A 13,190-nucleotide genomic window follows, 5' to 3' on the forward strand; every position below is an offset into this window, starting at 1 on the left:
CGGGTCGCCCCACGGCGCCGGAAACGGAACGTCACATACCGACAACACTCCGTCCGGATCGTGAACAAGGCATGGTGCTCCCGCAACCGTGTCACATACAAACAACATATGCTCTGGGTTCTTTTCCTGCTGGCGGCCTGGGCCGTGGCCGGCACGGCGTGCACCCGTCTGTGCCTGGCCGCCGTCCGTGCCGCGGCCGGGGAGACGGACACCGGCCCCGTCCGCGAACTCACCCTGTACGAGGCCGCGTTCCTCTCCGGCGGTCCCCGGCGCGTCGCCGACGTGACCCTGGTCGCCATGGCGCGCCAGCGGCGTCTGCTGCTGGCCCGCACCGGCTGGGCGACGGTGGTCGATCCTCGCGGGCGCGACGAGATGGAGCGGTCGGTGATAGGGGCCATCGGGCCGGACGGGCAGTCCCGCATCGCGCCCGTGCGGGCCGGTGCCGCCGCGGCGGACGCGGTGCGCGGCATCGCCGACGGGCTGGTGCGCGCGGGTCTCGCCGTTCCCGACAGCGCCCGTACGACGGTGACGGCTGCGGTCCGTCAGGTGCGCGGAGCGGCCGTCGCCGTGCTCGCCCTCGGCGTCGCCGCGCTGCTGACCCCGCTCCCGCCGGACATGCCGCGCCATCTGGTCGCCCTGTGGTTCGCGCTGCCGCTCGCCCTCACCCTGAGCTGTCTCGCCGTGGCGCGCATCGAGGTGCACCCGTACGCGCGCTGGGCCTCCCCGGCCGGTCAGCGGCTGCTCGGCTCCCTGGCCCGCACCGCGGACGGCGCCGCCAACGACCGTACGTACCTCACCTCCGTGGCGGTGCGCGGGGTCAGCGCGATCGGCGAGCCGGACCTGCGCGCCGCCTTCACACACCGCGGGGCACGCGACTGACGGACCCGGGGGCGCACGGGGGGCATCGGCGCCGACACCGGCGGACGGTGCTTGCCTTCCCCCCTCCGCGCACGAAACATCCCTTGCGTCGCCACCGTGCAGCGAAGGGACATCGATGCGAGCCGCCCTCCTCTACTCGGCCGCGGGGTCCCTGCTGCTGAGCGCCCTCACAGCCGTCCCGGACGCCGAGGCCCGGACCGGGGCCGCCGAGATGCGCGGCACGGCGGTGGCCGCGGCCCGGGCGAGGGCGGCCGGGATCGACTTCGGCCCGTGCCCCGACGCACAGGATCTGCCGGGCAGCATGCGGTGCGGCACCGTGAAGGTCCCGCTGGACTACGCCCGGCCGGACGGGCGGCAGATCGAACTCACCGTCAGCCGTGCCCCGGCCACCCGCAAGGAGCCGCGCGGCGAACGCCAGGTCCTGCGGCAGGGCAGCCTGGTGTACAACCCCGGCGGGCCCGGCGCCACCGGCCTGTACTTCCCGCTCATCGGCCTGCTCCCCGAGTGGAAGCGGATCGCGGCCGCCTACGACCTGGTCGGCTACGCCCCGCGCGGGGTCGCCCCGTCGGCGCCGCTGTCGTGCAAGGACCCGCGGCAGTTCTTCAACGGGCCGTCCCAGGCGCCGACGCACCCCTCCGAGGCGTACAAGAAGGAGCGTCGCGCGCGGGCGGAGGCGTACGCGCGCGGCTGCGCCGAACGCGCCGGTGACGCGCTGCGGCACTACCACTCACTGAACAACGCCCGCGACCTGGACGTGCTGCGCGCCGCGCTCGGCGAGGAGCGGCTGACGTTCCTCGGCTCGTCGTACGGCACGTACTTCGGGGCCCTGTACGCGACTCTGTTCCCCTCCCACGTGCGGCGCATGGTGTTCGACTCCGTCGTCGACCCCGACCCGGCGCGCGTCTGGTACCGCAACAACCTCGCCCAGTCGGCCGCGTTCGAGCACCGCTGGCGGGACTTCCGGGAGTGGGCCGCCCGGCACCACGGCGTGTACGGACTGGGCCGGACCGCCCGGGAGGTGCTGCGCAGCTACGAACGGGCACGGGCGCGGCTGGCCGCCGAGCCCGCGGGCGGGAAGGTCGGGCCGGGGCAGTTGCAGGGGGCCTTCCTGCAGGCCGGTTACTACGACGACCAGTGGCCGCACCGGGCGCACGCCCTGTCGGCGTATCTCAGGGGCGACCCGCGGCCCCTGGTCGAGCAGGCGGAACAGCACCCCGAGGCGGCCGTGGAGGCGGAGAACTCCCGGGCGGTCTACGTGGCCGTCGAGTGCAACGACGCTCCCTGGCCGACGGACTGGGAGGTCTGGGACCGGGACAACACCCGGCTCGCGCGGGTGGCGCCCTTCGAGACCTGGGACAACGTGTGGACGAACCTGCCGTGCGCCTTCTGGCCGGCGCCCCGGCAACGGCCGCTGGACGTCGGCGCCGGGCCGGGCGAACTGCCGCCGACGCTGATCCTGGCGGCCGAGCGGGACGCGGCCACGCCGTACCGCGGCGCCCTGGAACTCCACCGCCGGCTGGAGGGTTCGGCGCTGGTGACGGAACGGGACGCCGGGGCCCACGGCCTCGCGGGCGGGCCGAACGCCTGCGTCAACGGGCACCTGGAGGCGTACCTGCTGGACGGGCGGCTGCCCGGACGGCGTGCGCAGTGCGCGCCGCACGCCGCACCGCGGCCGGCGGCCCCGGACGAGGCCGCCGCCCGCGCCCGCTGATCAGGCGAGACCCGCGACCAGTTCGGCGACGTCCTTGCGGCGGCCCGTGTAGAACGGGACCTCCTCGCGGACGTGCATCCGGGCCTCCGAGCCGCGCAGGTGACGCATGAGGTCGACGATGCGGTACAGCTCGTCGGCCTCGAAGGCGAGGATCCACTCGTAGTCGCCCAGCGAGAAGGAGGCGACGGTGTTGGCGCGCACGTCCGGGTAGCCGCGGGCCATCTTGCCGTGGTCGGCGAGCATGCGGCGGCGGTCCTCGTCGGGCAGCAGGTACCAGTCGTAGGAGCGCACGAAGGGGTAGACGCTCACGTAGGCGCGGGGCGTCTCGTCGGCGAGGAACGCCGGGATGTGCGAGCGGTTGAACTCGGCGGGGCGGTGCAGTGCCATGTTCGACCAGACCGGCTCCAGGGCGCGGCCCAGCCTCGTGCGGCGGAAGAGGTTGTACGCCTCCTGCAGCGCGTCGCTGGTCTCCGCGTGCCACCAGATCATGACGTCGGCGTCGGCGCGCAGGCCGGAGACGTCGTAGGTGCCGCGGACGGTCACGTCCTTGGCGGCGAGCTGGTCGAACAGCTCCTGGACCTCGTCGGCGTACCCGGCGCGGTCCTCGGGGAGCACGTCCTTGAGCTTGAAGACGGACCAGAGCGTGTAGCGGATGACCTCGTTGAGGTCCTTGGCCAGCTTGCCCTTGTTCGGGATGCGGTCGGGCGCGGTGCCGGAGGGGGTGGTGGAGGCGTCGTCACTCATGCTCCTCATTCTCCCGCTCCGCCGTGCAGACTCTGCACCGGGTGGGCGGTGAGCTCCTGCACACCCCGCAGGTCGCCGTGGATCTGGTCGACGGCGGCCCAGGCGCTCGCGACGCAGGCGGGGATGCCGACGCCGTCGTAGGGGGCGCCGCAGACGGCGAGGCCGGGCAGCAGGGCGACCCGCTCGCGGATGCGGGCCACGCGCGCGTGGTGCCCGACCGGGTACTGCGGCAGGCCGTCGTCCCAGCGGGTGACGCGGGCGGCGACGGGTGCGGCGTCCAGGCCGGTCGCGGCCTTCAGGTCGTGCCGGGAGACCTCCACCAGCTCGTCGTCGTCGCGCCGGAGGATCTCCGTCTCGCCGTAGCGGCCCACGGAGGTGCGCAGGACGACCAGGTCCGGGTTCTCCTCGGCGATCCAGCCCCACTTCTGCGAGGCGAAGGTGGACGCCTTGATGGTGCGCCCGTCGACCGGCGGCACGAGGAAACCGCTGCCGTCGGGCAGGTCCGTCCCGGCGCGGCGGTAGGCGAGGGTGACCAGCGCCATGGAGGCGTACTCGACGGTGGCCAGCTCGGCGGCGGCCCCGGGACTCTCGGCGCGCAGCAGCCGGGCGGCGGCCGGGGCGGGCACCGCGAGCACCACCGCGTCGGCCTCCAGCACCCGGTCGCCGGCCACCACCCGCCACAGCCCGGCCGACGCGCCCTCACCCGGCCCGGGACCGCCCGGCCGCGGTGCCTGCCTGCGCAGCTCCGTCACCTCGGCGCCGGTGACGATCTCGCCGCCGCGGGCCCGGACCGACTCGGCCACCGCGAGGGGCAGGCTGCCGACGCCGCCGCGGATCCCCATGAAGACGGGGCCGGTCTGCCGCGCGGCGGCGGCCCTGGCCTGGATCTCGCGGACGCCCTCGGTGAGGGAGGCGTGGCTCCGGGCGGCCTCGAAGAGCTGCGGGACCGCCGAGCGCATCGAGATGCGGTAGGCGTCGCCCGCGTACACCCCGCCCAGCAGGGGCTCCACCAGCCGGTCGACGACCTCGCGGCCGAGGCGCGCCGCCACGTACTCCCCGACGGCCACGTCGTCCCCGACCTCCGTGCGCGGCAGGCCGGCGTCGCGCTCGATGCGGGCGAGGCCCTCCTCGGACAGCACCCCGGACAGGGCGGCCGCGGTGCCGGGCACGCCCATCACATGGCCCTTGGGCATGGGGCGCAGGGCGCCGCGGGTCCAGAGGGAGGCCGTCGCGGTCGCGGGCGGCTGGAGCCGGCCGGCCAGGCCCACCTCGCGCGCGAGCGCCACCGCCTCGGGCCGCCGGGCCAGCATCGACTCCGCGCCGAGGTCCACCCGGGCACCGGCGATCTCCCCGGCCAGCAGCTTGCCGCCGACCCGTCCCGAGGCCTCCAGCACGGTCACCCGCGCCCCCCGCTCCAGCAGCCGGTGCGCGGCGGCCAGCCCCGCGATGCCCGCCCCGACGACGACGACCTGCCCCGTGACACCACGGCCCTGAACTTCGCGCATGTCCCCAGCCTCTCAGACCCCGCCGGCGGTGCCGCGGCCCCCCGGTGTCCGCCGCGAGTCCCGACCGTGACCGCATCGGAACCGTCCCGCGCCAAACGTCCGGCACGGCTCGTGCGTCGAAGAGACGTCAGCACCATCGACCCTCGGGGGATGCCCGCATGCGTACACGACGATCAGCCCGCCGCCCCGCCACGGCCCTGCCGGCCCTCCTGCTGGCCGCCGTCCTCGCCCTCACCGGGTGCAGCGGCGCCGGTGATGACTCCACCGGGAGTTCGGCCGCCGACCGGGGCCTCGCGCAGGACGGGGCCGGGGCCGGTGCCAAGGAGGCGGCGCCCGGCGGCACCGGCAGCGGGGCCCGGGCGACCGCGCCGGCGAAGCTGCCCGCGCAGCACATCATCCGCACCGCCTCGCTGACCGTTCAGGTCAAGGACGTCCCCAAGGCCCTGGACGAGGCCCGCACCAGCACCGAGAACGCGGGCGGCTACATCGGCAACGAGACCACCACGCGGGACGCGGAGGGCCGCGAGCGCACCCGGGTCGTGCTGCGCGTGCCCGCCGAGAAGTACGACGCGGTCCTGGCCGGTCTGGAGGGCGCGGGCAAGCTCCTCGACCGCAGCGCGAAGGCCGAGGACGTCACCGACCAGGTCGTGGACGTGGAGAGCCGGATCACCTCGCAGCGGGCCAGCGTGGCCCGGATCCGGGAGCTGATGGACCGGGCGGACAAGCTCAGCGACGTGGTGACCCTGGAGGGCGAGCTGAGCAGCCGGCAGGCCGACCTGGAGGCGCTGCTCGCCCGGCAGGCGTCCCTGAAGGAGCGCACGAGCCTGGCCACCATCACCCTGACGCTGTCCGAGACACCGGTGAATAAGGAGGCGAAGGAGGACGACGACCCGGGCTTCACGGACGCGCTCGCGGGCGGCTGGAACGCCTTCGTGACCATGCTGCGCTGGCTGGCGGTGGCGTTCGGCGCGATCCTGCCGTTCGCGGCGGTGGCGGTCGCACTCGCGCTGCTGTGGCTGCGTGTCGTACGGCCCCGGCTGCCGCGCCGGCCCGCGCCCGTGCCCGCGGCGAGTGCGCTCGGCCCGCTGCCGACGGCCCGCCCGGCGCCGGAGGCCGCGCAGCCGCGGACCCCGGGCGAGCAGGACTGAAATCGCCTGCTCCCGTAGCGTGTTCGCATGAACATGAGCCGTACGCGCAGAGAGCGACTGGTCGTCGTCGGCGGCGACGCCGCGGGCATGTCCGCGGCGTCACAGGCCCGCCGTCTGAAAGGCCCGGACGAGCTGGAGATCGTGGCGTTCGAACGCGGCCACTTCACGTCGTACTCGGCGTGCGGCATCCCCTACTGGGTGGGCGGCGACGTCACCGACCGGGACCGGCTCATCGCCCGCACCCCGGAGGAGCACCGCGCGCGGGACATCGACCTGCGGCTGCGCACCGAGGTGACGGAGCTCGACCTCGACGGGCGGCGGGTCCGTGCCCGGGACCTCGGCACGGGCGCCGAGTCCTGGACGCCGTACGACAAGCTCGTGATCGCGACCGGGGCCCGGCCGATCCGGCCGGACCTGCCCGGGGCCGACGCGCCCGGGGTGCACGGCGTGCAGACGCTGGACGACGGCCAGGCCCTGCTCGACACGCTGGCGCGCACGCCGGGTCGTCGCGCGGTGGTCGTCGGAGCCGGTTACATCGGCGTGGAGATGGCCGAGGCGCTCCTCAACCGCGGCTACGAGGTGACGGTCGTCAACCGGGGCAGCGAGCCCATGTCGACCCTCGACCCGGACATGGGCCGCCTGGTGCACGAGGCCATGGAGGGCCTGGGCATCACGATGGTGAACGACGCCGAGGTGACGAAGATCCTGACCGGGGACGACGGCCGGGTCCGGGCGGTGGCCACGCAGGACCGGGAGTTCCCGGCGGACGTGGTCGTGCTCGGCATCGGCGTGCGCCCCGAGACGGCTCTCGCGCGGTCGGCCGGCCTTCCCCTGGGCACCCACGGCGGGCTGCTCACGGACCGTTCGATGCGGGTGCGCGGCCATGAGGACGTGTGGGCGGGCGGCGACTGCGTCGAGGTCCTCGATCTGGTCTCCGGCCAGGAGCGGCACATCGCGCTCGGCACCCACGCCAACAAGCACGGCCAGGTCATCGGCACCAACGTCGGCGGCGGCTACGCCACGTTCCCGGGCGTGGTCGGCACGGCGGTCAGCAAGGTGTGCGACCTGGAGATCGCCCGCACGGGCCTGCGCGAGAAGGACGCCCGCCGCGTCGGGCTCCGCTTCGAGGCGGTCACCATCGAGTCGACCAGCCGCGCGGGCTACTACCCGGACGCCTCCCCGATGACGGTCAAGATGCTCGCCGAACTGCGCACGGGCCGCCTGCTCGGCGTGCAGATCGTCGGCAGGGAGGGCGCGGGCAAACGCGTCGACGTCGCGGCGGTCGCCCTCACGGCGGGCATGACGGCGGAGCAGATGACCACCCTCGATCTCGGGTACGCCCCGCCGTTCTCCCCGGTCTGGGACCCGGTCCTGGTGGCGGCCCGCAAGGCGGCCGCGAAGGTACGCGGTTCGGTCGCGCCCTGAACGGGCGCGGGGCCGGGCCGACGTGCGGCTGTGCCGCGTGGGCGCGAGGAGCCACGACGGACCCGCGCCCGGCGACGACCCGCCCCGCACCCCGGCGGCGCGTCCTAGGCCGTCCCGGCCGTCCCGTTGATCCGGTCGATGGCCTGCCGCGCCTGCTCGGCCGGCGGCCGGGCCGGCAGGGACGACACCGACGCCGACGCGGCGGTCACCGCCGGCGGCTGCTCCCCCGCCGGCTTGGCGTGCGCGGCCACCCGGGAGGACCGCAGCCGGTGGCTCACCGCCTCCTCCAGCGTCACCGGCCGCCGCCACTGCGCGGCCAGCCGCCCCGCGTCCTGGCCGAGGCGGGCCACGTCCTCCCAGGGCAGCCGCACCACCAGCGTCAGCTCCGCCTCACCGTCCGGCAGCGCGTGCATGGGCGGAGTCACTCGGTCGTTCATCGCCTGTTCCTCACGTCGGCCCCGCGACCCGCCTTCCCCGCGCCGCGGGCGGTTGCCGACACATACGCACGCCCGGACGGCCGCGTTCAGCCGCCCCGCCGATTCACCGCCGCCGCCCAGGGCACACGTCGGGTGTGGTGATCCCCGTCCATGACGTGAACCCGGTGCGGCGCACCCCCTGGGTCACGTACGCGCTGCTGGCGGCCAACGTCGTCGTGTTCCTGCTCACTCCCGGCATGGCCGGCTCCCTCACGGGCGAGAGCAGCCTGGCGCAGCTCTGCCACCTCCAGGCGTTCCTGGACCACTGGGCGGCGGTGCCGCGGGAGCTGATCCACCATCAGATGCCGCGTCTGGTGCCCACCGGTGAGGTGGGGGTGGGTCCGCAGGGGCCGGGCTGCGTGGTCGGCCCGGCGTCCTACGACAAGTCGCCGGAACTGAGCGTGCTGACGGCGATGTTCCTGCACGGCGGCTGGATGCACCTGCTGGGCAACATGCTGTTCCTGTGGATCTTCGGCAACAACATCGAGGACCGCATGGGACATCTGCGCTTCCTGCTGTTCTACGCGGTCTGCGGCATCGCGGCCGCCTACGGCTTCGCGCTCCTCGACACCGGCTCGGCCGCCCCGCTGATCGGCGCCTCCGGAGCGATCGCCGGGGTGCTCGGCGCCTATCTGGTGCTGTACCCGAGGGCCCGGGTCTGGGTGCTCGTCCCGTTCCTGATCTTCCTGCCGCTGCGGCTGCCGGCCTGGATCGTGCTGGGCCTGTGGTTCGTGCTGCAGGCGGTGTACTCCTCCGGCGGGGGCGTCTCCGACGCCGGCACGGTGGCGTACGCGGCGCACGTGGCCGGATTCGTCGTCGGCCTGCTGCTCGCCCTGCCGCTGCGCCCCGGCACACCGCCCCCTCCGGAACCGCGCGGCATCCTGTTCGGCCGGCGGGCCCGGCCGGGGTGGTGAGCCCCGGGCCGGGCGGGGTCAGCGGGCGGTGTGCGTGTGCACGTACTCCACGAGCCGGGTCAGCGCGTCGGGGTCCGTGGACGGCATGACGCCGTGGCCGAGGTTGAAGACGTGGCCCTCCAGGCCCGCCGCCGACTCCAGGACCTCCCGGGTCTTGGCCTCGACGGCCTCGGCCGGGGCGAACAGCACGGTCGGGTCGAGGTTGCCCTGGAGCGCCTTGCCGGGGCCGACACGGCGGGCGGCCTCGTCCATCGGGACGCGCCAGTCGACGCCGACGACGTCCGCGCCGGCCTCGCCCATGAGGCCGAGCAGCTCGCCGGTGCCGACGCCGAAGTGGATGCGCGGGACGCCGTAGCCGGCCACGGCCTCGAAGACCTTCGCCGACGCCGGCAGCACCGAGCGCCGGTAGTCGACCGGGGCCAGGGCACCGGCCCAGGAGTCGAACAGCTGCACGGCCGAGGCGCCCGCCTCGATCTGCACCCTGAGGAACGCGGCCGTGATGTCCGCGAGCCGGTCGAGCAGGTCGGCCCAGAGCTCCGGGTCGCCGTACATCATCGCCTTGGCGTTCTCGTACGTGCGGGACGGCCCGCCCTCGACGAGGTAGCTGGCGAGAGTGAAGGGGGCTCCGGCGAAGCCGATCAGGGGCGTGGCGCCGAGCTCGCGGGTGAGCAGGCCGATGGCCTCGGTGACGTAGGAGACGTCCTCGGGGGTCAGGCCGCGCAGCTGGGCGAGGTCGGCGCGGGTGCGGATCGGGCGCTCCACGACCGGGCCGACGCCGGGCTTGATGTCGAGGTCGATGCCGATGGCCTTGAGCGGGACGACGATGTCGCTGAAGAAGATCGCCGCGTCCACGCCGTGCCGGCGGACCGGCTGCAGCGTGATCTCGGTGACCAGGTCGGGCCGCATGCAGGACTCCAGCATCGGGATGCCTTCGCGCACCTTGCGGTACTCCGGCAGCGAGCGCCCGGCCTGCCGCATGAACCACACCGGCGTGTGCGGCACGGGCTCGCGCCGGCACGCCTTGAGGAAGGCGGAGTCGTACGGGGCGGACGGCTGCGGGGCCCGGGGGGCGTCGTTGGCACTCACGGGCCCAAGTTTCGCACGCTCCCGGACAGCGCGATCCAGCCCCTGGACGGGCGCGGGGTGTCTAGCCCGGCGCCCGGGCCCGGGGCCCCGTAATCTTCCGGCATGGCTGCGGCTCAGGGACGACTGTCGGACGGCGCTGGCGGGATGGACGAAGCGAAGGACACCGAGGACGACCGGCGGGAGGCGGACTCCGCCCCGCTGCCCTTCCGGGCCGCCGTCGACGCGCTCAGGACGGCGCGGCTGCGGCCCAGGGTCGAGGTCGAGCCGACACCGGCGCCGAAGCGGCTCGCTCCCTACGCCTACGCGCTGGAGGCCGCGGTCGTCGACGGCGACGAGGACCTGGCCGACGGCCGTCTGGTGCTGCTGCACGACCCGGCCGGGCACGACGCCTGGCGGGGCACCTTCCGCCTGGTGACCCTGGTCCGCGCGGAGCTGGAGCCGGAGATGGCCGCGGACCCGCTGCTGCCGGAGGTGTGCTGGTCCTGGCTGACCGGCGCGCTGCAGGCGCGCGGGCTGGCCTACGGAGAGCCGAGCGGCACGGTCACCCGGGCGAGCTCCCACTACTTCGGCGGCCTGTCGGCGCGCCCCGCCGCCTCGCAGATCGAGATCCGCGCCTCGTGGACGCCGCGCGAGGGCCTGGGCGGGGTGCCGGACACGGCGGCGCACCTGGCGTCGTGGTGCGATCTGCTCGCCCAGGTCGCGGGGCTGCCCCCGGCCGGTCCGGGCGACGCCTCGGTGGTGTCGCTGCCGCAGCGGCGCGGACCCCAGTCCCGCTGATCGAACCCCTTCCCACCCCGTACTGACCGAACTTGTACGGGGTGGTCAACGCTGCCCTGCCGACGATCACACCTGCGTCCCCCTCTTGGCCGAATCACTTTGTCGATACGGCCACTTTCGACCGCGTAGCGACGCAGACCGAAACCGTCCGGCCTTCGAATGATCGACCGCGTGTCCGAATTGCACGGATTGTTATCACCGAATCGTGATCATTCTCTAAAGGCGGACGGGTCGGGTGCCGAAGACGACTGTGACCTTGAAAGCACGGTTCGTCCCGGCTTCACCCCCACGAGCCGGCCCCGTCCCGCACCCCAGGAGGCCTGGTGTCCGTTCTCCTCGAGCAGCCCGCAAGCCTGGTCGCCTACCGCCCGAACAAGCCGACCGCCATGGTGGTCGTGGCCGACCCGCGCGTCCGCTCCACCGTCACCCGCCATCTGTGGGCGCTCGGTGTGCGCGATGTCATCGAGGCCTCGTCCATCGCGGAGGCTCGTCCCCGCATCGGCAACCCCCGCGACATCTGCGTCGCCGACGTCCATCTGCCGGACGGCTCCGGCCTGACCCTCCTGTCGGAGACCCGCGCGGCGGGCTGGCCCAACGGCCTCGCCCTCTCCGCGGCCGACGACATCGGCGCCGTGCGCAACGCGCTCGCCGGTGGTGTGAAGGGCTACGTCGTCACCGGCACGCGCACCAACGTCGGGCTCCCCACCCGGCCGGGCGCCGCCCCCATCGGCGCCGCCGCCGCGCGCCTGCACCGCCGCCCCCCGGGTGCCCCGAGCCACCCGGGCGGCTACCGCGAGCTGTCCGGCCGCGAGGTGGAGGTGCTGCGGCTGGTCGCGGAAGGCCAGTCGAACAAGGCCATCGGCGTCTCGATGGGCCTGTCCGCGCTGACCGTCAAGAGCCACCTCGCCCGCATCGCCCGCAAGCTCGGCACGGGAGACCGCGCCGGGATGGTGGCGGTGGCGCTGCGGACCGGCATCATCCACTGACCCCCGACGTCCACCCGCCCCGGATCGCCCCCGACCCGCTCCGGACCGCCCCGGTCCGCCGCACCCCGGCCCTCCGTGCCCCCTCACCCGCCTGAACGGGATCCCCACCGGTCCCCTTCACCCTCACGCGCGGCTCGTGAACCCGCCCCTTCCCCGGCATGACTGGTTTGCGACCCTCGAGCGCCCGCCGACGGAACGTTCCGTCGGCGGGCGCTGTCCATACATGGATACCCTTGACAGGTGACCGACGCCCACGACACCGCAGCAGACAGCCCACTGCGAACCACCGGAGGCGCCCCTCCGGACGACGGCCGATCTTCTGCTACGGAGGCGCCGATCCCCCTGCTGGAGCCGCGCGAGGGCATTCCGCCCGTGATCGCGGACGAGGCGGCCCTGGCCCGCGTCATCGCCGCCTTCGAGGCGGGCTCCGGCCCGGTCGCCGTCGACGCCGAGCGGGCGTCCGGCTACCGCTACGGCCAGCGCGCCTACCTCGTGCAGCTGCGCCGCGAGGGCGCCGGCACGGCGCTGATCGACCCCGTCGCCTGCCCCGACCTGTCCGCGCTGGGCGAGGCCCTGTCCGGCGTCGAGTGGGTGCTGCACGCCGCCACCCAGGACCTGCCCTGCCTGCGCGAGATAGGCATGGTGCCGACGCGGCTGTTCGACACGGAGCTGGCCGGGCGGCTCGCGGGGTTCCCCCGGGTCGGCCTCGGCGCGATGGTCGAGAGCGTGCTGGGCTTCGTCCTGGAGAAGGGCCACTCCGCCGTCGACTGGTCCACCCGGCCGCTGCCCGAGCCCTGGCTGCGGTACGCGGCGCTGGACGTCGAGCTGCTGGTCGACCTGCGCGACGCGCTGGAGAAGGAGCTGGACCGGCAGGGCAAGCTGGAGTGGGCCCGGCAGGAGTTCGACGCGATCGCCTCGGCTCCCCCGCCCGAGCCCCGCAAGGACCCCTGGCGCCGTACGTCCGGCATGCACAAGGTGCGCCGGCGGCGGCAGCTGGCCGTGGTGCGGGAGCTGTGGCTGGCCCGGGACCGGATCGCGCAGCGGCGGGACGTCTCGCCCGGCAAGGTGCTCGGGGACGCGGCCATCGTAGAGGCCGCGCTCGCCCTTCCGGCCAACGTGCACGCGCTGGCCGCGCTGAACGGATTCGGGCACCGCATGGGCAAGCGGCAGCTGGAGCAGTGGCAGGCCGCGGTGGACCGGGCGAAGGCGCTGAGCGAGGCGCAGCTGCCGCAGCCTGGGCAGCCGGTGGCCGGGCCGCCGCCGCCCCGGGCCTGGGCCGACAAGGACCCCGCCGCGGCGGCGCGGCTGTCCGCCGCCCGGGCCGGGGTGTCCGCGCTCGCCGAGGAACTGAACATGCCGCAGGAGAACCTGATCACGCCGGACACCGTGCGGCGGGTGTGCTGGGAGCCGCCGGCGGTGGTGGACGCGGAGTCCGTCGCGGCGGCGCTGGCCGGGTACGGAGCGCGGCCGTGGCAGGTGGAGCAGGTCACCCCGGTTCTGGTGGCGGCGTTGTCCGCCGGGGCGCCGTGAGGGGCCGCG

The 13,190-nt window shown here is 74.7% G+C and carries 12 protein-coding genes; 8 read left to right on the forward strand and 4 right to left on the reverse strand.

The features are described from left to right. Positions 1-108: 108 nt before the first annotated feature. Both ACF07N_RS19180 and ACF07N_RS19185 read left to right on the forward strand, forming a co-directional pair. Positions 109-879 (forward strand): TIGR04222 domain-containing membrane protein, encoded by a 771-nt coding sequence (locus ACF07N_RS19180; protein ID WP_392114260.1) that lies wholly within the window; start codon positions 109-111, stop codon positions 877-879. 115 nt (positions 880-994) lie between these two features. Continuing rightward, positions 995-2,590 carry an alpha/beta hydrolase gene (locus ACF07N_RS19185; protein ID WP_392114262.1) on the forward strand — a complete coding sequence of 532 codons (1,596 nt, stop codon included), beginning with the start codon at positions 995-997 and terminating at the stop codon, positions 2,588-2,590. On the opposite strand, the gene hemQ is transcribed toward ACF07N_RS19185, so the two are convergent. Then, on the reverse strand, positions 2,591-3,334 hold the full coding sequence (gene hemQ / locus ACF07N_RS19190; protein ID WP_383331556.1) for a hydrogen peroxide-dependent heme synthase: 744 nt from the start codon (positions 3,332-3,334) through the stop codon (positions 2,591-2,593). Between the two features lie 5 nt (positions 3,335-3,339). Next, positions 3,340-4,839 (reverse strand): protoporphyrinogen oxidase, encoded by a 1,500-nt coding sequence (hemG, locus tag ACF07N_RS19195; protein ID WP_392114265.1) that lies wholly within the window; start codon positions 4,837-4,839, stop codon positions 3,340-3,342. A 158-nt stretch (positions 4,840-4,997) separates the two neighbouring features. Here hemG and ACF07N_RS19200 point away from each other — a divergent pair, with 158 nt between their 5' ends. Both ACF07N_RS19200 and ACF07N_RS19205 read left to right on the forward strand, forming a co-directional pair. After that, positions 4,998-5,987, forward strand: a complete 990-nt coding sequence (locus tag ACF07N_RS19200; protein WP_392114268.1) for a DUF4349 domain-containing protein — start codon at positions 4,998-5,000, stop codon at positions 5,985-5,987. A gap of 27 nt (positions 5,988-6,014) precedes the next feature. Then, on the forward strand, positions 6,015-7,412 hold the full coding sequence (locus ACF07N_RS19205) for an FAD-dependent oxidoreductase (RefSeq protein WP_392114271.1): 1,398 nt from the start codon (positions 6,015-6,017) through the stop codon (positions 7,410-7,412). 104 nt (positions 7,413-7,516) lie between these two features. Here ACF07N_RS19205 and ACF07N_RS19210 read toward each other — a convergent pair whose 3' ends face one another. Continuing rightward, positions 7,517-7,849, reverse strand: a complete 333-nt coding sequence (locus ACF07N_RS19210; protein ID WP_383331568.1) for a hypothetical protein — start codon at positions 7,847-7,849, stop codon at positions 7,517-7,519. Between the two features lie 134 nt (positions 7,850-7,983). Here ACF07N_RS19210 and ACF07N_RS19215 point away from each other — a divergent pair, with 134 nt between their 5' ends. Continuing rightward, positions 7,984-8,802, forward strand: coding sequence for a rhomboid family intramembrane serine protease (locus ACF07N_RS19215; protein ID WP_392114274.1), 819 nt, complete (start codon positions 7,984-7,986; stop codon positions 8,800-8,802). 18 nt (positions 8,803-8,820) lie between these two features. On the opposite strand, the gene hemE is transcribed toward ACF07N_RS19215, so the two are convergent. Next, positions 8,821-9,888 (reverse strand): uroporphyrinogen decarboxylase, encoded by a 1,068-nt coding sequence (gene hemE / locus ACF07N_RS19220; protein WP_383588620.1) that lies wholly within the window; start codon positions 9,886-9,888, stop codon positions 8,821-8,823. Between the two features lie 102 nt (positions 9,889-9,990). Between hemE and ACF07N_RS19225 the strand changes: the two genes are divergently transcribed. The 3 genes from ACF07N_RS19225 (at position 9,991) to ACF07N_RS19235 (ending at position 13,181) form a co-directional block, all read left to right on the forward strand. Continuing rightward, positions 9,991-10,665 (forward strand): DUF3000 domain-containing protein, encoded by a 675-nt coding sequence (locus ACF07N_RS19225; protein ID WP_392114277.1) that lies wholly within the window; start codon positions 9,991-9,993, stop codon positions 10,663-10,665. Positions 10,666-10,988: 323 nt separating this feature from the next. After that, positions 10,989-11,651, forward strand: a complete 663-nt coding sequence (locus ACF07N_RS19230) for a response regulator transcription factor (RefSeq protein WP_003993737.1) — start codon at positions 10,989-10,991, stop codon at positions 11,649-11,651. A 240-nt stretch (positions 11,652-11,891) separates the two neighbouring features. Further along, positions 11,892-13,181 carry a ribonuclease D gene (locus ACF07N_RS19235; RefSeq protein ID WP_383331580.1) on the forward strand — a complete coding sequence of 430 codons (1,290 nt, stop codon included), beginning with the start codon at positions 11,892-11,894 and terminating at the stop codon, positions 13,179-13,181. Positions 13,182-13,190 lie beyond the last annotated feature (9 nt).

The sequence above is a fragment of the Streptomyces sp. NPDC015242 genome, assembly GCF_043079125.1.
GTDB lineage: Bacteria > Actinomycetota > Actinomycetes > Streptomycetales > Streptomycetaceae > Streptomyces.

What these genes read in the sequence shown, in the direction of transcription:
- ACF07N_RS19185 (WP_392114262.1), top strand. Translation starts at nt 995, where the DNA reads ATGCGAGCCGCCCTCCTCTACTCGGCCGCGGGGTCCCTGCTGCTGAGC.
- ACF07N_RS19205 (WP_392114271.1), top strand. Translation starts at nt 6,015, where the DNA reads ATGAACATGAGCCGTACGCGCAGAGAGCGACTGGTCGTCGTCGGCGGC.
- hemG (WP_392114265.1), bottom strand. Translation starts at nt 4,839, where the DNA reads ATGCGCGAAGTTCAGGGCCGTGGTGTCACGGGGCAGGTCGTCGTCGTC.
- hemQ (WP_383331556.1), bottom strand. Translation starts at nt 3,334, where the DNA reads ATGAGTGACGACGCCTCCACCACCCCCTCCGGCACCGCGCCCGACCGC.
- ACF07N_RS19210 (WP_383331568.1), bottom strand. Translation starts at nt 7,849, where the DNA reads ATGAACGACCGAGTGACTCCGCCCATGCACGCGCTGCCGGACGGTGAG.
- ACF07N_RS19200 (WP_392114268.1), top strand. Translation starts at nt 4,998, where the DNA reads ATGCGTACACGACGATCAGCCCGCCGCCCCGCCACGGCCCTGCCGGCC.
- ACF07N_RS19225 (WP_392114277.1), top strand. Translation starts at nt 9,991, where the DNA reads ATGGCTGCGGCTCAGGGACGACTGTCGGACGGCGCTGGCGGGATGGAC.
- ACF07N_RS19180 (WP_392114260.1), top strand. Translation starts at nt 109, where the DNA reads ATGCTCTGGGTTCTTTTCCTGCTGGCGGCCTGGGCCGTGGCCGGCACG.